The organism is Pseudomonas sp. m6p (genome assembly GCF_055760375.1).
In genome coordinates this window covers 5,640,481-5,659,411 of the sequence record NZ_CM147084.1, presented here as the reverse complement: position 1 = coordinate 5,659,411, position 18,931 = coordinate 5,640,481, and the positions used below count along the sequence as shown (strand labels likewise).

Below are 18,931 nucleotides of genomic sequence, written 5' to 3'. Positions count from 1 at the left end.
TCGCCACAGATTGCTCACTGGCCACAGGAGGTGCGTACGCCTCGCTGGTCTGGCTCAAGGCCCCGATGCAGAGCCTTCGAGCCCACCAAAAGAATTAATTTCAGCGCCGCCCGCAAGGGTCGGCGCTTTGTGCTTTGTCTACCCCTGGAGACCCTCTGATGTCTGTTCGTCACTGGCACGCTGTCCTGCTGACCCTCGTCGTTCTATGCGGCCTTGGCGGCTGCAGCGGCAATTACAAATTCAACGACAACGACTATCGCCCGTTGGGTGATCCGCAAGCGGTCAATCGCGGCAAGTGACCGCAAGGAGCATCAAACATGGAACTGGTTTTCGAAATGCTGAACACCAAGCAGTTCGTGCCCACCGAGTTGTGCCAGAAGACCTTCAAACAGGCCGGTGGCGTGATCGGGCGGGGCGAGGACTGCGACTGGATCATTCCTGACCGCAAGCGTCACCTGTCCAATCACCACGCGATTGTCAGCTACCGCGAAGGCACGTTTTTCCTCACCGACACCAGCAGCAACGGGGTTCAGGACGGCGACAGTGGCGCACGCCTGCACAAGGGCGAACCGGTGCGCATCGAGCACGGCAGCACCTACGTGCTCGGTGACTTCGAGATTCGTGCGCGGCTGGTGCGTGATCCGGCGACCTTCGACGGTGAAGTCGGCCGGCCGCGTGCCGCCGGCAGCATCATTCCGGACGACGCCTTCCTCGACCTCGATCCGTTGAACGCGATCGAACAGCAAGAGCGCGTCTATTCGGAAATCGACGAACTGTTGGCGCCGACCGCCAAGCCTGAGGACTCCCGTCAGCGTGCCGACTACGCGCGCATCGACATGGAAAGCCTGATGGTGCCCGAGCTGGTCGCCCCGGTTGAACCCGAGCCAGCTCCGGCCCCGAAAGCCGTCGAGCGTCAGAGTGAAGGCTTCTGGGAGCATTTCGGTGCAGCACTGGGCGTGGATCTCAAAGGCCTTGATCACGACGCCCGCGAAGCCCTGGCGCTGAACGCCGCGCGTCTGTTGCGCCAGAGCATCGGCGGACTGCAGCAGAGCCTGCGCACCCGTTCGGAGCTGAAAAACGAACTGCGTCTGGCCCAGACCACCGTGCAAGGCACCAACAAGAACCCGCTGAAATTCGCGGTTGATCCGAGTGAAGCGCTGGAGATTCTGTTGCAGCCGCACAAGCCCGGGCACCTGCCGGCCGAGCAGGCGATTTCCCGCGCGTTCCGCGATCTGCAGGCGCATCAGGTGGCCTTGCTGACCGCCAGCCGCGCCGCCGTACGCGGCACCCTCGAGCACTTCTCGCCGGAGCAACTGACCCTGCGTTTCGAGCCCGACAACAAGCCGTTGATCGCCACTTCGGGCGGACGCTGGAGAGCGTTCGGCCGTTACCACCAGGCCCTGCGTCAGGACGATGACTGGAGCGAGCGTCTGCTGGCCCGCGATTTCGCCCAGGCCTACGAAGAACAGATCCGCCTGATTTCTACCCTACACACCGACCACCAAGGATGATGCGCATGTCTCGCCGCTCGACCGCTTTTTTCAAGACGCTGACTGCGCTCACCGTGCTGGTGCTGCTCGCCGGTTGCTCGTCGCTGTCGCCGTACTCGAAAGTGACCAAGATCAACCTGAAGCTGACCGGCAGTGATCAGCTCAACCCGGACCTCAACGGCCGTCCTTCGCCGATCGTGGTGCGTCTGTTCGAACTCAAGCACCCGGTGACCTTCGAGAACGCTGATTTCTTCAGCCTCTACGAGCGCGCCAAGGAATCCCTCAACCCGGATCTGGTGGCCAGCGAAGAACTCGAACTGCGCCCGGGTGAAACCGTGGAAATGAAACTCAGCGTGGAGGAGGGCAGCCGCTACGTCGGCGTTCTCGCTGCGTACCGCGATCTGCCGGAAACCAAGTGGCGCTACACCGTTCAGGTCACCCCGCTGGAGCTGACCGAAGCCGATCTGACCCTGGATCAGGCCGGGATCCGCAACACCCATGAAGCGCTCGCCAAGGCGGATGACTGAAGATGAATACCCATAAAGTCATTTGGCAGGAAGGCATGCTGCTGCGGCCGCAGCACTTCCAGCACAACGATCGCTATTACGATCACCAGATGAAAACCCGCACCCAGTTGCTGGGTGGTTACACCTGGGGTTTCCTCAATCTGGAGATCGACTTGCAGTTCCTCAACATGGGCAAACTGGTGATCAGTGCCGCGTCGGGGATCCTGCCGGACGGCAGCCTGTTCGAACTCGGCGGCAACACCGAGCCGCTGGCGCTGGACGTGCCGCCGAACACCGGCAACACGCCGATTTACCTGGCGCTGCCGTTGGTCACCGGTAACCACATCGAAGCGCGCCGCCCGGAGCAGTCCGACGTGCTCGCGCGTTACACCGCGTACGACGCCGAAGTGGCCGACTCCAACGCCGGCGACGATTCCGCCAGCCAGGTCAGCTGTGGTCGCCCGGATTTCAAACTGTTGCTCGGCGAGCAGCAGAGCGATCAGGCCTACGTGAAGCTGAAGATCTGCGACGTGCTCGATACCACGCCTGATGGCGTGATCAGCCTCGATCCGGATTTCGTGCCGACCTACATTCAGGCTCACGCATCCAGTTATCTGCTGTCGTGCCTCAAAGAAGTCATCAGCATGCTCAACCACCGGGGCGACACGATTGCCGAGCGGATCCGCTCCAACGGCAAGGTCGGCGGTGCGGAAGTCGGCGACTTCATGATGCTGCAACTGATCAACCGTACCGAACTGCTGCTGCGCCACTACCTCGGTCTGGAGCAGGTGCACCCGGAAGAGTTGTATCGCACGCTGCTGACCATGCTCGGCGATCTGGCGACCTTCTCCAGCGACAGCAAACGCCCGCGTCTGGACAGCCGCTATTCCCACGCCGATCAGGGCGCGAGCTTCCGCAAACTGATGGAAGCGATTCGTCAGGTGCTGTCGATGGTGCTCGAACAGCACGCCATCGAACTGATTCTGCAGGCGCGTCAGTACGGGATCATCGTGTCGCCGTTGCACGACCACAAACTGCTCGGCTCGGCGTCGTTCGTGCTGGCGGCGAGTGCCAACTGCGACTCCGAAGAACTGCGCCACCGCTTGCCGGCGCACCTCAAGGTCGGCCCGGTGGAGCGCATCCGCCAACTGGTCAACCTGCACCTGCCGGGGATCAAGGTCAAACCGTTGCCGGTGGCCCCGCGGCAGATCGCGTTCCACTCGAACAAAACCTACTTCATCCTCGAACTCAGTTCCGAAGACCTGGCGCAACTCGAGCGCTCCGGCGGCTTCGCGTTCCACGTGTCCGGCGAATTCGCCGAGCTTGAACTGAAATTCTGGGCCATCAGGAACTGACCGACATGATCAAGGAAACGGATTACAACCAGGACGACAAAACCGTCCTGCTCGATCGTCAGGGCCACGGACCGGCAGCCAGTCCGCTGACCGACTTCGCCGCGCCGCCGCGCTTCGAGCAACTGGAAGAACGGATGATCTACGCCGCGCGCCTGCGCCCGGCGGAAGCGTTCAACATCAGCCTGAATTCGCTGGTGGCGGCGTCGTCCGAACTGCTCTCGGAAGTGGTGCGCCTCAAGCACAGCGAAACCCGCGAAGACCTCTACGCGCTCAACGAGCGCCTGACCGCCGGGCTCAAGCTGTTTGAAGTGCGTGCGTTGCACAACGGCGCCGAAAGCAGCCAGGTGATGGCCGCGCGTTACGTGCTCTGCACCGTGGTCGACGAAGCTGTGGTGACCACGCCGTGGGGCAACGAAAGCGAGTGGTCGCAGATGAGCCTGCTCAGCAGCTTCCACAACGAGACGTTCGGTGGCGAGAAGTTTTTCCAGCTGCTCGATCGCCTGTCGAAGAATCCGGTCAAGCATCTGCCGATGCTCGAGCTGATGTACCTGTGCCTGTCCCTCGGTTTCGAGGGCAAGTACCGCGTGCAGGCCCGTGGCATGCTTGAGCTTGAAGGCATCCGCGACGCCCTGTACCGGCAGATCCGTCAGTTGCGTGGCGACGTGCCGCGCGAGTTGTCGCCGCACTGGGAAGGCCTCAACGACCAGCGCCGCAACCTGGTGCGCATCGTGCCGGCGTGGATGGTGGTGCTGTTCACGGTGGTCTGCCTGGTGGTGATGTATTCGGGCTTCGCCTGGGTCCTGGGCGAGCAGCGCGACACCGTTCTGCAACCTTATCAGCCGCTTGATCCGGCCGCGGTGCAACCGCAGTCGCAGCCGTAAACAGGGACGTGTGATGAAAAAGTTTTTCAAGAAAGTCGGCGCCTTCCTGCGCCAGACCTGGGTCTGGACCCTGCTGCTGGTGCTGTTCGTGGCGCTGCTGGTGTGGTTCGTCGGCCCGTTGTTGGCGGTGGATGACTACAAGTTCTGGGAAAGCGCGACCTCGCGTCTGCTGACCATCGCCGTGTTGTTCCTGATCTGGGGCCTGACCATGGTCTTCGTCAGCTGGCGCGCGGGCATCCGCAAGAAAGCCGTCGAAGAAACCGAAGATGGCCAGGATCGCATCCGTCGTGACGAGCTGATCGAAGAAGAGCAGAAAGAGTTGAAGGCGCGCTTCAAGGACGCGCTGAAAACCCTGAAGACTTCGAGCCTGTATCGCGGCCGCAGCGAACGCTGGCGCAACGACTTGCCGTGGTACCTGCTGATCGGTCCGCAGGCCTCCGGCAAGACCAGCCTGCTGGACTTCTCCGGGCTGGAATTCCCGATCAACAAGATCGACCGCAAGCTGACCCGCGACACCCTCGGCACCCGTCATTGCGACTGGTACTTCGCCGATCACGGTGTGCTGATCGACACAGCCGGGCGCTACACCACCCAGCCGGACGCGGAAGTCGACGGCAGTGCCTGGACCACCTTGCTCGAACTGCTGCGCAAGCGTCGTCGCGGGCGTCCGTTGAACGGTGTGCTGGTGACCATTCCGGTGGAATCCCTGATCGGTGGCAGCGAGCAGGACATCGACACCCTGGCGCGCCAGGTGCGCGGTCGTCTGCAAGACGTCTATCAGAAACTGCACGTCGATGTGCCGGTGTATCTGGTACTGAGCAAGGCCGACAAGCTGCTCGGTTTCGACGAGTTCTTCGATCAGCTGACCCGCGAAGAAAGCGATCAGGTGCTGGGCACCAGTTTCCGCAAGGATCAGGTCGGCACCGACGTCGCAGTCCTGCGCGGCGAGTTCGAAGAGCTGCTGCGGCGCCTGAACAATCAGGTGATCATGCGCATGCACTCCGAGCGCGATACCCAGCGCCGGGGCCGCATCCTCGACTTCCCGCATCAACTGGGGCAGATCGGCGAGCGTCTGTGCCTGTTCGTCGACATGGCGTTCACTGGCAACCGGTATCAGCGCGCGTCGCTGCTGCGGGGTTTCTACCTGACCAGTGCTCCGCACCTGACGCAGGAAATGGACGCAACTACCGCCGGCATCGGCGCCAACCTCGGCATGAATGCCGGTGTGCTGCCGACCCTGCGCAGTGGCCGTTCGCGCTTCATCCATCATCTGTTCAGTCGGGTGATTTTCCCCGAGTCGGATCTGGCCGGCCTCGACAAACGCGAGCGCAGCCGCATCCATTGGGGTCAGCGTGCGTTGTACGTTGGCGCACTGGCGGCATTGGCGCTGTTCGGCATGCTCTGGGCCGGTGGTTTCTCGGCCAACTATGAGCGTCTGGAAAACCTGCGCACGCTGGCGCAGAACTGGACTCAGCAACGTTCGGCGCTGACCCCGCGTGATGACGCGATGGGCGTGCTGAAAACCCTCGACACCAGCTACGCTGCGACTCAGGTGTTCCCGAAGAAGGGCGACGTCTCCTACCACGAGCGTGGCGGTCTGTATCAGGGCGAAGACGTCAATCCGGTGGTCAGGCAAGCCTACGAGCATGAGCTCGAAGCGCAATTGCTGCCACGGGTCGCGACGATGCTCGAAGGGCAGATCCGCGCCAACATGAAGGACCGCGACAAGCTGCTCAACAGCCTGCGTGCGTACCTGATGCTGAACATGAAAGACCGTCGTGACGCGGCGTGGCTCAAGGACTGGGTCGCCACTGACTGGTCGCAGCGCTACACCGGCAACACCGCGGTGCAGAATGGTCTGAACACTCACCTTGAGCGCTTGCTGAAGCAGCCGTTCATCTACCCGCTGAACGATCAACTGGTCACTCAGGCACGTCAGGTGCTGCGCGCCGAATCGCTGGCCACCGTGGTCTACCGCATGCTCCGCGAGCAGGCGCGCAACTTGCCGGAATACCGTTTCAGCCAACACCTCGGCCCGCAAGGCTCGCTGTTCATCGGCACCGAATACGTGATCCCGGGGTTCTACACCCAGCAGGGTTATCAGCAGTATTTCTCGGTGCAGGGGTCGGCGCTGGTCACCGACATCCTGCGTGACAACTGGGTGCTGGGCGAAGGTGCGGGCATCAGCGACATGGACTTGCGTCGCCTGATGGTCGAGCTGGAGCAACTGTACTTCCGTGACTACGCCAACTACTGGAGCGAAGCCGTTGGCCAGGTGGCCTTGCCGCCGATCAGCGACGCCGGTGAAGGCGCCGAACAACTGGCGGGCCTGACCTCGGCCAACTCGCCGGTGCTGGCATTGCTCACTGAAGTACGTGAAAACACGCGCTTCCCGGCCGCTGCCGATCCGGTGGACGAAGCCGGTGATGCCGCCGATGCACTGGCCGGGCAGAAGGGCAAACTGGGCAAGGTCGGCAAACTGGCGTCTGCCGTGGCGGACAAGGCTTCGGCGATGGCCGTGGCGAAAAGCCTGCCGGACACCGCGAAGAAGTCGCTGCAACGGCGCTTCGAGCCGCTGCACCGTTTGCTCGATGACAACAACGGCCCGGCCGCTGACCTGACCCCGGCCATCAGCGCGCTCAACGACCTGCAACTGCAACTGTCCGGTCTGGCCCGCTCCAGCACGCCGGAACAAGCCGCGTTCGAAATGGCGAAAACCCGCATGAGCGGCCAGCGTGATGCGCTGACCAACCTGCGCGCGGCCTCGGGTCGCCTGCCGCGTCCACTGAGCGTGTGGTTCAACGTGCTGGCCGAAGACTCGTGGCGCCTGGTGCTCAACGATGCCTACCAATACCTGAACGGCCGTTATCAGAACGAGCTGTACAGCGTGTATGGCAAAACCATCAGCAAGCGTTATCCGTTCAGCGCGAGCAGCACCAGCGACGTGGCGATCAGCGACTTCCGCGAGTTCTTCCGGGCTCAAGGTACCGTCGACCGCTTCTTCGACAGCTACATGCGTCCGTTCGTCAGCGGTGATCCGGGCAACTACCGGATGCGCAGCGTCGACGGTCACAGCCTGCCGGTCTCGAAGATGTATCTCGACCAGATGGCAGCAGCCCTGACGATTCGTCAGAGCTTCTTCTCGATCAATCCGTCCGAGCCGACCGTGCAGTTCAAACTGGAGCCGTACACCCTCGATCCGGCCGTCAGCCGTTCCGAGTTCAAGTTCGGCGACAAGACCATGGAGTACCGCCACGGTCCGATCCTGCCAATGACGTTCAAGTGGCCGACCGATGCTGAAGACGGTCGCACCAGCCTGGTGATGGACAAGATGGCCGGGCGTCCGATCGGCATCGAGAAGAACTCCGGCCCATGGTCGCTGTTCCGTCTGTTCGACCTGATGCAGACCGAGTACCTCACCGGTCGCGACGTGCTGGTGCTGAAAGCCGACGTGGGTGGCCTGCGCGCCAACTACCTGCTGACCAGCCAGCGCACGCCGAACCCGTTCGACATGGGCGTGCTGCGCACCTTCCGTATGCCGGTGCAGCTCTGATGCTGGTGGCCAGTCCCTGGCGCAGCGCGGCGCGTACCGACCCGGGCAAGGTGCGGGCGCGCAACGAAGATGCCTTCCTCGACTCGCCACAGCAGGGGCTGTGGGTGGTCGCGGACGGCATGGGCGGTCATCAGGGTGGCGACATCGCCAGCCAGTTGATCGTCGCCAGCCTGGCTGAACTGCCGCAACACGAGGACTTCGACGAACGCCTCAAAGCCATCCGCCAGTGCCTGCACTGGCTGAACCGGCGCTTGGGGCAAGAGTTGACGGTCACCGCCGGACGCCACGACAGCATCATGGGCAGCACCGTTGTGGCGCTGCTGGTGGAAGGCAACCGCGCGGCCTGCATCTGGGCCGGCGACAGCCGTTGCTATATGTGGCGCGGGCAGCGGCTGTATCAGCTGTCCAAGGATCATTCGCTGCAGCAGCAACTGATCGACGAGCAACAGATGAGCGTCGAACAGGCGGCAGCGCACCCGGCGGCTCAGGCCTTGACCCGAGCCGTCGGTGCGGCCGAACAGCTGACCCTGGACGTCCTCGAACTCGAGGTCTATCCGGGCGATGCGTTTTTGTTGTGCAGCGATGGTTTGTATCAGGGGCTGAGCAGCGATGCTCTCGGCAACGCCCTCAGCCTCAGCGCGCCGCATGTGGCGCTGGAACGTCTGTTCGACGGCGCCCTGCGTGGCGCCGCCCGGGATAACCTGACTGCCGTGGTGATCCGCCAATGACTGAAATCGAATCCTCAGTCGATGACTTGCTGATGAGCGAAGAGCAGGCCAGCAACCTGACCTACTTCGCCTTCGCCAAGGCAAACAACGCCGAGCCGCTGCTGGCGCCGACCAAGGCCAGCATCGGTGCATTGCCGGACGTACTCGCCGGCCGCTACCACCTCGAGCGTCTGCTCGGGGCGGGTGGCATGGGTGCGGTCTATCGGGCGCGAGATCTGCTGCACGAGCAGTTCGGCGATCCCGACCCTTACATCGCGCTGAAAATCCTCAGCGAAGAATTTGCCGAATCGCCGGACGCCAGTGCCTTGCTCTACAGCGAGTTCGCCCTGACCCGGCGCCTGCGCCACGACAACGTCGTGCGTGCACACACCTTTGAAGTCGACACCGACTGCCAGCGGGCCTTCATCACCATGGAATACATGCGTGGCCTGACCCTGGACAAACTGCTCTGCGAGCGGCCTCTCGGCCTGCCGTGGAAAGAAACGCGCGACATCGCGCTGCCGCTGCTCGATACGCTGGCCTACGCCCACCGTCGTGGCGTGCTGCACGGTGACATGAAACCGAGCAACGTCATGCTCAGTGAAGACGGCCTGCGCCTGTTCGACTTCGGTCTCGGCCAGGCAGACGAGGGCGTGTTGCCCGGCCTGCCGCACCTGAGCCGCGAGCGCTTCAACGCCTGGACCCCGGGCTACGCCGCCCCCGAACTGCTTGAGGGCCAACCGTTGTCGGCCAGCGCGGACGTGTACGGCGTGGCCTGCGTGATCTATGAACTGGCGAGCGGCAAACACCCGTTCCGCCGCTTGCCCTCGACCCAGGCCCGCGACGAGCACCTGGAGCGCGAGCTGCAAGCCCCGGCGAACTTACCGAAACACGGCTGGCCAGCGCTGCGAACCGCGCTGAGCTTCAATGCGGCAGAACGCACCATCACTGCTGCCCAATTGCGTGACGCCTTGGGCGCCACTTCGTCCTGGCTGCAACGGTTGCGACTTCGGGCGTAACGGACGACATTCGAACAGGGAGCGCTTTATGTTCAACCCAGCTAACGAAACCCACTTCAGCCTCAAGGTCGAAGACTACGTGGGCGACCTGCAAGTGCTGTCGTTCACCGGCACCGAAGGCATCAGCCAGCCGTTTCGTTTCGACCTCGAACTGGTCAGCGAAAACCCCGATCTGGACCTGGAAAAACTCCTGCACAAGCAGGCGTTTCTCGCATTCGATCCGCAGGGCTCGGGCATTCACGGCCAGATCTACCGCGTCGCCCAGGGCGATGCCGGCAAGCGCCTGACCCGCTACAAGGTCTCGCTGGTGCCGCAACTGCAGTACCTGCATCACCGCACCAACCAGCGCATCTACCAGCAGATGTCGGCGCCAAAAATCATCGCGCTGATCCTCGACGAACACGGGATCAAGGGCAACGCCTACAGCTTCCAGCTCAGCCAGCCGTGCCCGGATCGCGACTACTGCGTGCAGTACGACGAAACCGATCTGCACTTCGTCCAGCGTCTGTGCGAAGAGGAGGGTATTCACTACCACTTCCAGCACAGCGAAAAGGCTCACCTGCTGGTGTTCGGCGACGACCAGACCGTGTTCCCCGACCTCGGCCAGCCGACCGCGTACGTGCAGGGCAGCGGCATGGTCGCCGAAGAACCGGTGATCAAAGGTTTCAAACTGCGCCTGGAAACCCGCACCAGCCGCACCACGCGCCGCGACTACGACTTCGAAAAACCGCGCCTGCAAATGGAAGCAGCGTACAAACCCGATGGCGAGAGCACTGAACCGGATCTCGAAGACTACGACTACCCGGGCCGCTTCATCGACCGTGCGCGCGGCAAGTTCCTCAGCCAGCGCGCCCTCGAACGCCACCGCGCCGACTACCGCCAGGCCGAAGGTCGCGGCGACCAGACCAAACTGGTCAGCGGCCACTTCATGGCCATGTCCGACCACCCGCGCAGCGAGTGGAACGACCTGTGGCTGCTCACCGAAATCTTCCACGAAGGCAAACAGCCGCAAGTCCTCGAAGAAGGCGTGACCAGCGACACCACCGACAACAAGGACGATTTCCACCAGGGCTACCGCAACACCTTCCTCGCCACCCCGTGGGACGTGTTCTACCGCCCGGCCCTCGAACACCCGAAACCGCGGGTGCTCGGCAGCCAGACCGCCATGGTCACCGGCCCCAAAGGCGAAGAAATCCACTGCGACCAATACGGCCGCATCAAAGTCCAGTTCCACTGGGACCGCGAAGGCCTGGCCGACGACAAAACCAGCTGCTGGCTGCGCGTCTCCAGCTCCTGGGCCGGCGACCGCTACGGCGCCATCAGCATCCCGCGCATCGGCATGGAAGTCCTCGTCACCTTCCTCGAAGGCGACCCCGACCAACCCCTCGTCACCGGCTGCCTGTACCACAAGGAAAACCCGGTGCCGTACGCCCTGCCGGCGAACAAAACCCGCAGCGTGTTCAAGACCCTTAGCTCCCCGGGGGGCGGCGGCTACAACGAACTGCGCATCGAAGACAAAAAAGGCGCCGAACAAATCTTCATCCACGCCCAGCGCGACTGGGATGAAAACGTCGAACACGACCAGAAAATCCGCGTCGGGAATGAACGCCACGACACTGTGGTGAAGAACACCTACACCGAGCTGAAGGCCGAAGAACATCGCACCACGATTTCCGATCGCAAGGTTGAAGCGAAGCTGGATGATCATCTGACGGTTGGGCAGAACCAGCATGTGAAACTGGGCACGGCACAACTGACCAGCGTGGGGAAAGAGATTCACCTCAAGGCTGGTGACAAGATTGTTATTGAGGCGGGGACGGAGCTGACCATGCTTGGGGGTGGGAGCTTTATCAAGCTCGATGGCGGTGGGGTGACGGTGGTTGGGCCGGTGGTGAAGATCAACGCAGGGGGCTCGCCGGGAGCGGGCACTGGCATCGGGATCAAACCGCCGGTGCTGCCGGGGGCGGCGGATAAGGATAAGGCGGGGAGTTTGATGGATCAGGCGTTGTTGAATGCGCCGCCTGAGAAGGTTAAGCCGAAGGCTTTTTTTGTGTTTTCTGAGTGATGAGTTCGTGATGACAAAGAACAATCGAGTGCGTCAATTCAAGCTGCAATGTCTGGTGCTTTTGGCGTTTGGGTTTTGTTCAGACGCCTTTGCGGCGCAATCTAGCACCGTGCAATGCCCGAGCGACAACTTCGCAGATTTCGTAAAAGAGTTCTCGTCCAAGCCTGAGGTGCAGCAAGCGTTTATCGCCTCGCCCGTGATCGAGCAAAAGGTAGTCTCCACCGAGTCAAAGCCGCGAGTGGTGGAGCGAAAGTCGAGGTTGTTGGACCTTCAATCGTTGGTGATGCTTGCTCCTGACAACATCGCGAAATCTGGGCTGAGCATGCAAGTCCAGCTGCCGAGCAACGTGATTGTTCGCGATTCAAACGGTGAAGTGCTCAAGATCTTCACTTTCAAACATAACGACTGTTGGGTATTGACCCGTGCTGAAGACTGGTCGCTTGAGGCTGTACTTGATGCTCAATACCCGAATTTAAAGGCTTCACCGGGTGAACGCGCACTAAAAAGAGGGGCGATGTATAACCAGCTGGGTATCGATACCGACTCCTCTTCTTCCAGTCAATTGTACATTTCTGCTCTGAATAGTTATTTACATGGGGCAGACCAAGGCTCCGCAGAGGCCGCCTTTGCAGCGGCGGGGATCAGCCTTTCAGGTCAAGCTCCACGGTTGGAAAACGTAAAGATCCTTCAACTACTGGAGTCAGCTGCCAAGAGCGTACCTGAAGCAGGGATTGCCCTTGCTGACTTCTATTGCGATGAAGGCAATTACGAAGAGAAGCGAGCCTGTGTAAATCCAGAAAAGTCATTGGGGGCTCTTGTAAGCTCTGCCCGGCTCGGTTCCCCGAGTGCATTGATTCAACTAGGCGGCGCCTATGAAGCCGGCGCAATCATCCCTAGTGATTTGGCTCGGGCGATGGCGTGTTATCAGGAGGCCGACAAGAAAGGCAATGAGGCAGGTGCTAGAGGCGTCGAACGACTAAGCACCCAAGGCATTACCGCAAATAATTCAATTCATTGCCTTTAAAGCAGGATGCTATTGATGAGTACAGGTCTACTTGAACAGCGCGCGAAATACCCTTATAGCGGATATGAATACGGTTATGGTAAAGGCGGATCTGCGGACGAAGACGGTAATGGTCGGAAGGAAATTGATTGTTCCCACTTACTAAATCTAATGCTCCGTGATGCGGGGTATGACATCCCTTACCGCACTACAAGTCAACTTGCGACAGACACCACGCATTTCGAGTTCATTGCCCTCGACAGCGTTCAGCCGGGTGATATCGCGCTATGGACAGGAATGCACCATACCGGCGTGATTGAGGACATGGACGCTAACCGGGTCAAGGGGAATTTCTTCGGCTCACAGAGTTCGACCGGGCCAAAGTCCGCAAAGTACGGTGCGGGTAGCGGCTACTGGCCGATGCCGAACAAGTACCTCCGGCCGAAGGCGGAGTACAGGACCGGTGCGCAACCGACGCCTGCTCCTGCTCCGGCGCCTGCAGCGACCCCGGCTCCGGCAGGATCACCGCTCATGAGTTTTCAATACCCGTTCAGAAAGGCGGACGGGAAGCAATTCGAGAGCGCCGACGAAATATATAAAGCACTAGAAAAAGAAACATCGGGCCACTATCTCTTGGGCAGTAATAAGTTCTGGCATGGTGGTATTCACATTAGCAATGCCAGTGCCCCTCAATGCATCTTGAACGAACCGATCCGCTGCATGGCTGACGGCGAGGTTGTGGCCTATCGGCTTAACGAAGACTATCTAGAATCTACGTTCGGCGAAAATGAGAAAAAACTGCAGTATTCCAACTCGTTTTGTTTGGTGCGACATGAGTACAAATCTGCGCCAAACCCAGAAGAAGGACCGAATAAAGGCAAACAAAACAAGCTGAACTTCTACAGCTTGTACATGCACCTTCTGCCCTTCAAGCGTTATCCGCTGACTGAGGAAGAAACTCCGAAGCCTCAAGTGACCATGAAGGTAAGTGACTTCAACGCTTACGACGATTTCCCTGAATCCAGTAGCGTTCAGAACGTTGGCAAGCTCGTTGCGGGGACCAAACTTGAAATACTGGATCAAAAGGCCCTAGGCAACGTTACCTATGCGAAAGGGAAAATTCTTTCAGGTAGCGTTAAAAAGAACGGTCACAAAGTTCGCGAGGCTGGAAAGGAGGTCTGGTTCGCATACTTGAAAGACGGAGTACCCTACAAAAACTCCAAACCCGCACGTATATGGCTGGCAGACCCGATCCCGGAGCGTTTAAAGCCAAAATATTGGCAAGGTAAGGTGAAAGGAACCGCGTTGACAAGATTGGATCTTTATCAGGGTCCTATCTCTGCCCAAAATGGGCAAAATGCCGGTGATAAGATTGGCTCGCTGCAACTTAACCCTCAAAGTTCGGTGGAATTTGAAAGCAAAGAGGTACTGAACCTCAATGTTGCAGGGACAATTCGTCGAATGGCGAAATGTACGAGCAGCGGTAGCTTGGCTGGGGAAGGAAGCCTTCCTCCCAGCTTCTGGGCAATTGTGGAAAACGACTTTGTTGCTTGGGATGTAATCCCGAGCAGCTTTGACTCTGTGGAGTCCGCAAGCATTGGAATCAAGGCTGGAGATCCGATTGGCTACCTGGGACTGACTGAAAACCTGACCGGTGAAGATGGCGGTGTAGCGAGTAAGTATCAAGTGCACGTCGAGATATTCACTGCTGAAGCAGACGTAAAAGACTTCCTCAAGAATACGGCTGGGCTGAAGATCGGCAAGCAATATCTGTATTTGCCGGCTGGAGGTGAGCTGAAGAAAAAAGCACCTGCGACGGATAGTACGGTGCTGAAAACGGAACATGCAGTTGATTTGAACAAGACGCCGGTCATCAAAGTGGGTACCGACGATTACTACGATGTGATCGTTACTGACAATGCTCAGGCCGTCAATGGCCTAGTCAAGAAAGTGGGCGCACAAATTATCACTCAGCATGATTGGGAAAAGCTGGGGTTTCAGATCGTCGAAGAAACCAATGCGACAGCGGACGGGTTTCTCGATCCAAAGGACATGCCTGCGTTCTTTCAGGATCTGTTCACGAAGGTCGATAAAGACCAGAGCGGGGACGTCGATCCGGCCGAGTTGGCCGAGGCGTTGAAAAACCCTGATACGCGGTCGCAATGGTCCAAGCTGGTTGCACATCATCCGACGGAGTGGAAAGCGAAAGCAGATGCTCCAAAATGGAGCCGGCTTGATACTGAGCTTGAGCACGCCCCGAAGACACTGAAGCATGAGAAAGAAAGGATCAGCAGCTATGTGTTTTGGGATGAACTGAAAGAAAAGGCTGCTATCAGTACCGACTTGATATGGCATTTCCATTCGATTGCCTTTGTAGCGAATGCGCTGTCGGCCGTTTGTATCCCACTCAGCAAGGCCAAAGAAATCGCACTATTGGTTTCCTCCGGATACGAAGGAAAGAGCAAGTTGGATTATGAGGCACTGGCCGGTAATTTCGATGGTCAAGGTATGTCTTTCGGTGTTATTCAGTGGAACTTCGGGCAGGGCACGTTAGGGCCGGTTCTGCTGGAGATGCGTGGAGCAGATCAAGCCACGTTTGACGGATGTTTTGGTGCCAACATGAATTTCCAGACACTGATGAATTCGTTGAACTCTGCGAATACCGCCGCCCAAATGAGTTGGGCGACGGGAGTAATCGCCAGCAACAATGCAGGATGGAAATCGGCTTTCAAGAAGCTTGGCGAGGTCGAAGCGTTTCAAAAGATTCAGCTGAATCATGCGGCGAAATATAATGAGAATGTGATGTCTTGTATCAAGTTGATGCGCGAATTGGCACCGAATCTGATGGTGAAAATTCAACTGCGTACTTACTGTGCGCTATACGACTTGTGTGTTCAGCAAAATCATCTCGCGAAGGCGGAGCAGCTTATTAGAACCGAGTTCCCTAGTGCTAATATTACTACCCAAAAAGAGCTACTGATTTTTGTTTGTAAAAAACGAGCGGAAAAAGCCTCAGAGGCGTATAGGGCCGATGCCTTCAGTCGCCGGATGGGAATCATTCAGGGGCAAAAGTATACCGCTACAATGAGTGGTAATACTGCCACGCGAGAAAATGGCAATTACGGAATAATCGTAGAGGGTGACATCTGTGAGCTTTAAATTTCGCTGGTTTATTATTTTGATTTTTTTTTCGTCTCCAGCGTGGAGCGAAGGGAAAAAGCTGGCATGCGATCCTGATACCAATATTTGCTCAGTGGCTATTTCTGAGAACTTCTGTGGTTCTGATGGCGTTCCAAAGGCAAAGTTTGATATCAGGAGCCAGAGTTATATATTGAGCTGTGAATGTGACTGTAGCTCTCAGGAAAACACCTTCTGGATTTTGAGTGCTGACGGAAAAGTGCAAACACTTGATGCGAGCAAGATCGTAAGTGGCGTGGATATTATCAAGAATAAATCCGGAGTACCTGACGCTTTCGGTGTGGTTCCTTATTGCCAACCAATTAATGCAAGTGGTGAAAGTCTGGTGTATCTACAGAAAGGTCCTGGCTCTGCGGGGCAACCACAACCATATTGCTATTCAGTGCTTGAACATGATGAAGCGCAGAAATGTGAAAGCGCTGAATGTCTGAGTAAGATAGAAATGGTCTCTGGTGTTGAGAAAAATATAAAAGAAGAACTTTTGGTCGAGTTCAAAAACGCCACGTCGCGCCTTTATAAGGATAAAGCAAGATTTTCTAGCTTTCCGAAACGTGATTTTATTGAACGCTACATTGGTGAGTATGGTTACTCTTCTGCCAGCCAACAAGTTTTCAATGACGTAGCATTTTTTTGGCAGCAAGCAGGCTTCAATACCGACGCAATTTGGCTCTTGAAAAAAGTTATTTCAGAAAATCCGAAGCGGACAGTTGCCTATCTTAATCTCGCAGATGCTTATTGGGAGGCGGGTGATAAAACATCCGCAGGAAAGAACTATAAGGTATACACCGATCTCATGAGCGAGAATGGCAAGCAAGCCAAGGTTCCTGATCGGGTTAGGCAGCGTGCTACAACGCAGCAATAGAAGAAGTTGCAGACTACTCTCCTTCTGTTAAGGCTCGCGGGTCATGACTAGGCCTTGGAAACTTTATTGTTTGATGGGACGTTTGCTACGGGGCTTTAATGGATCTGTTCTGCGAGTACATGCATTTCAAAACTTTAGCGTTATCACTGCTGGGCCTGCTGTGGACGATCCCGTCGCTAGCCGAAACCGCTACGTTCAGCCCAACCCAAGGCGTTGAAACAACGCTGGTTCTCAAAGGCTCCACGCTGAACGTCGCGGTTAAAGGCGAAACGCATAACGAGTCGCGGACGGTCGATTTTGAAGCCGTAAACGAACTCCACATGCAGTTCGACGATTTCAATTTCGACGGCGCTCAGGATTTCGCGATCTGGCAGCTTGATGACGGCATGGGTACTTACGACTACTACCGGGTGTTCATTTACCAAGCCAGAATCGGCACCTTCGAAGAATTGCAGCCGGATTGCGGCGATGGATTCGTTAATTTGCGCGTCGACAAAAAGCGTAAAGTGTTGCTCAGCACCTACTGGGAAATGAACATAACCAAGCAATGCGTCACCCGGTTCTCCAAACGCAAAGCCTGAATGACTCAAGGAAGAACACAGTGAAACGGTTTGTGGCGAGCTTAGAACGAAGGATATGTCTCGGGCGTTAGACTGTTATCAAATGGCGGCTGACAAAGGTAATCAGTTGGGCCTCTTCAAGTGGGGCGATTGGGATCGTCAGGCACCGCGCCGATCAAGGCTAGTCGCTGCATCTGAGTTTTGGGGCATGTTTGATGCGCTTTCGCACGCGTTGAGCCTGAATCCCTCACGCTAAAACGTTTAATGCTTGAGCATCTGACGACTGCGATTTTCCTTTAAACTCCCCACCCCCAAGGAATGCGCTCAGGACACGGAATGCCAGCCCCCTCGATCTCCCTTCGCCCCGCGTTAGTACTCTGGCTATACGCCGCCGCAATCGTGCACATTCTCGCCGGCCTCACCCTGACTTGGGCCGGTCACTCCGGATTACTCGACGGCTATTTGCACACCCTCGAACTCGCATTCTGGGGCGCCGATGCGGTGCCTGCGGCCGGCCGCGAACAACAAGTCTGGTGGCTCGCGCTGTTCGGCGCGACGCTGCAAAGTTATTCGCTGTACATGCTCGCGCTGGTGCACTTGGGCAATCGCTTGAAAGCCCCGGCAGTTTGGGGCTGGTTGATCGCGGGCATCCTGTTATGGGCGCCTCAGGACATGTGGCTCTCAGCGCAACAACAGGTTTGGTCGCATCTATGGCTAGATGGTTTTGCATTGCTGGTGTTGGTGCCGCCGTTATTCTGGCTGTATCGACATGACCGCCGAAAATCTCCTTCAGTAAAGACTCCGAGCCAATCCAACCCGTTTGCCGGCGGCGCTTTCAATCGTGTGCTGATCACTGGCGGCACCGGGTTTATCGGTGAAGCCTTGGTCAATCAATTACTCGACGCGGGCCACTCGGTCAGCGTACTGACGCGCGATCCGTTGAGCGCGGCCAATCTGTTCAACGGCCGCGCTCGCTGTGTGCATTCGTTCAGCGAACTCAGCCACTACGAAGCCTTTGACGTAGTGATCAATCTCGCCGGCGCCCCTGTCGCCGGCCCACGCTGGACTCCCAAACGTCAGGCGCAACTGCTCGCCAGTCGAGTCGGCACCACCGAAGCGCTGATGACTTGGTTGCAGAACACCGAGCACAAACCAGCACTATGGATTCAAGCCTCGGCCATCGGCTTCTACGGCGTGCGCGATGCCAGCGAAAGCCTCGATGAACACGCCAGCAAGGGCGACGGTTTCATGGCCGAACTATGCGCGCGTTGGGAAGCCGCCGCGCAACCGGCCACTGAGTTTGGCGTGCGTCAGGTGGTGCTACGCCTCGGCGTGGTCTTCGGCCCGGGCGGCGCGTTGACGCCGTTGCTGCTGCCGTTCCGCTTGGGCTTCGGCGGGCGCATGGGCGATGGTCGGCAGATCATGAGTTGGGTGCATCGCGATGATGTGCTTCAGGTGATCGCAAGGGCTTTCAATGACGACAGTCTGCGTGGCACCTACAACATGGTGGCGCCGGAAACGGTCAGTCAGGCAGCGTTCGCCGAGCAGGCCGGCAAGGTCCTCAAGCGTCCGGTGTGGTTCCATATTCCCGCCGCGCCAGTGCGTGCAATGGCAGGGGAAATGGCGCAGTTGTTCTTCGACGGCCAGCGCGTGGTGCCGCAGCGTTTGACCGAGGCTGGTTACACATTCCGTTATCCAACCCTCGACGCCGCTCTGCGCGATCTGACCTGAG

At 58.4% G+C, this 18,931-nt stretch carries 14 protein-coding genes; all 14 read left to right on the top strand.

Features of this window, described 5'->3' with window-relative positions; all coding sequences use genetic code 11:
* The first annotated feature begins 158 nt into the window (after positions 1–158).
* The 14 genes from ACYZUM_RS25905 to ACYZUM_RS25840 all read left to right on the top strand — a co-directional run bounded on the left by ACYZUM_RS25905 (position 159) and on the right by ACYZUM_RS25840 (position 18,930).
* The gene (locus ACYZUM_RS25905; RefSeq protein WP_003229566.1) at positions 159–299 is read left to right on the top strand and encodes a hypothetical protein; all 141 of its coding nucleotides are present in this window, start codon (positions 159–161) and stop codon (positions 297–299) included.
* Positions 300–317: 18 nt separating this feature from the next.
* A complete protein-coding gene (tagH, locus tag ACYZUM_RS25900) occupies positions 318–1,511 on the top strand; it encodes a type VI secretion system-associated FHA domain protein TagH (protein WP_473061198.1) in 1,194 nt (397 codons plus the stop codon).
* Between the two features lie 5 nt (positions 1,512–1,516).
* On the top strand, positions 1,517–2,017 hold the full coding sequence (tssJ, locus tag ACYZUM_RS25895) for a type VI secretion system lipoprotein TssJ (protein ID WP_007962325.1): 501 nt from the start codon (positions 1,517–1,519) through the stop codon (positions 2,015–2,017).
* 2 nt (positions 2,018–2,019) lie between these two features.
* A complete protein-coding gene (tssK, locus tag ACYZUM_RS25890; protein ID WP_007962327.1) occupies positions 2,020–3,351 on the top strand; it encodes a type VI secretion system baseplate subunit TssK in 1,332 nt (443 codons plus the stop codon).
* 5 nt (positions 3,352–3,356) lie between these two features.
* Positions 3,357–4,232: a type IVB secretion system protein IcmH/DotU gene (gene icmH / locus ACYZUM_RS25885; protein WP_047297298.1), complete on the top strand. Its 876-nt coding sequence runs from the start codon at positions 3,357–3,359 to the stop codon at positions 4,230–4,232.
* A gap of 13 nt (positions 4,233–4,245) precedes the next feature.
* Complete coding sequence (gene tssM / locus ACYZUM_RS25880; protein WP_108184219.1) at positions 4,246–7,785, top strand: type VI secretion system membrane subunit TssM; 3,540 nt, start codon at positions 4,246–4,248, stop codon at positions 7,783–7,785.
* On the top strand, positions 7,785–8,513 hold the full coding sequence (locus ACYZUM_RS25875; RefSeq protein WP_027610389.1) for a PP2C family protein-serine/threonine phosphatase: 729 nt from the start codon (positions 7,785–7,787) through the stop codon (positions 8,511–8,513). The genes tssM and ACYZUM_RS25875 overlap by 1 nt, the downstream gene beginning before the upstream one ends.
* On the top strand, positions 8,510–9,511 hold the full coding sequence (locus ACYZUM_RS25870) for a serine/threonine-protein kinase (protein WP_095695842.1): 1,002 nt from the start codon (positions 8,510–8,512) through the stop codon (positions 9,509–9,511). Before ACYZUM_RS25875 ends, ACYZUM_RS25870 begins: the two co-directional genes overlap by 4 nt.
* 28 nt (positions 9,512–9,539) lie before the next feature.
* Positions 9,540–11,576 (top strand): type VI secretion system Vgr family protein, encoded by a 2,037-nt coding sequence (locus ACYZUM_RS25865; protein WP_108184218.1) that lies wholly within the window; start codon positions 9,540–9,542, stop codon positions 11,574–11,576.
* 10 nt (positions 11,577–11,586) lie between these two features.
* Positions 11,587–12,600 (top strand): SEL1-like repeat protein, encoded by a 1,014-nt coding sequence (locus tag ACYZUM_RS25860; RefSeq protein ID WP_262949071.1) that lies wholly within the window; start codon positions 11,587–11,589, stop codon positions 12,598–12,600.
* 15 nt (positions 12,601–12,615) lie between these two features.
* Positions 12,616–15,738: an EF-hand domain-containing protein gene (locus tag ACYZUM_RS25855; protein ID WP_473061197.1), complete on the top strand. Its 3,123-nt coding sequence runs from the start codon at positions 12,616–12,618 to the stop codon at positions 15,736–15,738.
* The gene (locus ACYZUM_RS25850) at positions 15,728–16,639 is read left to right on the top strand and encodes a tetratricopeptide repeat protein (RefSeq protein WP_108184217.1); all 912 of its coding nucleotides are present in this window, start codon (positions 15,728–15,730) and stop codon (positions 16,637–16,639) included. The genes ACYZUM_RS25855 and ACYZUM_RS25850 overlap by 11 nt, the downstream gene beginning before the upstream one ends.
* Before the next feature lie 119 nt (positions 16,640–16,758).
* Positions 16,759–17,220 (top strand): XAC2610-related protein, encoded by a 462-nt coding sequence (locus ACYZUM_RS25845; RefSeq protein WP_041071688.1) that lies wholly within the window; start codon positions 16,759–16,761, stop codon positions 17,218–17,220.
* A gap of 315 nt (positions 17,221–17,535) precedes the next feature.
* Positions 17,536–18,930: a TIGR01777 family oxidoreductase gene (locus ACYZUM_RS25840; RefSeq protein ID WP_108184216.1), complete on the top strand. Its 1,395-nt coding sequence runs from the start codon at positions 17,536–17,538 to the stop codon at positions 18,928–18,930.
* Position 18,931 lies beyond the last annotated feature (1 nt).

What these genes read in the sequence shown, in the direction of transcription:
- ACYZUM_RS25860 (WP_262949071.1), top strand. Translation starts at nt 11,587, where the DNA reads ATGACAAAGAACAATCGAGTGCGTCAATTCAAGCTGCAATGTCTGGTG.
- ACYZUM_RS25840 (WP_108184216.1), top strand. Translation starts at nt 17,536, where the DNA reads ATGCCAGCCCCCTCGATCTCCCTTCGCCCCGCGTTAGTACTCTGGCTA.
- ACYZUM_RS25865 (WP_108184218.1), top strand. Translation starts at nt 9,540, where the DNA reads ATGTTCAACCCAGCTAACGAAACCCACTTCAGCCTCAAGGTCGAAGAC.
- ACYZUM_RS25855 (WP_473061197.1), top strand. Translation starts at nt 12,616, where the DNA reads ATGAGTACAGGTCTACTTGAACAGCGCGCGAAATACCCTTATAGCGGA.
- tagH (WP_473061198.1), top strand. Translation starts at nt 318, where the DNA reads ATGGAACTGGTTTTCGAAATGCTGAACACCAAGCAGTTCGTGCCCACC.
- ACYZUM_RS25905 (WP_003229566.1), top strand. Translation starts at nt 159, where the DNA reads ATGTCTGTTCGTCACTGGCACGCTGTCCTGCTGACCCTCGTCGTTCTA.
- ACYZUM_RS25845 (WP_041071688.1), top strand. Translation starts at nt 16,759, where the DNA reads ATGCATTTCAAAACTTTAGCGTTATCACTGCTGGGCCTGCTGTGGACG.
- tssM (WP_108184219.1), top strand. Translation starts at nt 4,246, where the DNA reads ATGAAAAAGTTTTTCAAGAAAGTCGGCGCCTTCCTGCGCCAGACCTGG.
- icmH (WP_047297298.1), top strand. Translation starts at nt 3,357, where the DNA reads ATGATCAAGGAAACGGATTACAACCAGGACGACAAAACCGTCCTGCTC.
- tssK (WP_007962327.1), top strand. Translation starts at nt 2,020, where the DNA reads ATGAATACCCATAAAGTCATTTGGCAGGAAGGCATGCTGCTGCGGCCG.
- ACYZUM_RS25870 (WP_095695842.1), top strand. Translation starts at nt 8,510, where the DNA reads ATGACTGAAATCGAATCCTCAGTCGATGACTTGCTGATGAGCGAAGAG.
- tssJ (WP_007962325.1), top strand. Translation starts at nt 1,517, where the DNA reads ATGTCTCGCCGCTCGACCGCTTTTTTCAAGACGCTGACTGCGCTCACC.
- ACYZUM_RS25875 (WP_027610389.1), top strand. Translation starts at nt 7,785, where the DNA reads ATGCTGGTGGCCAGTCCCTGGCGCAGCGCGGCGCGTACCGACCCGGGC.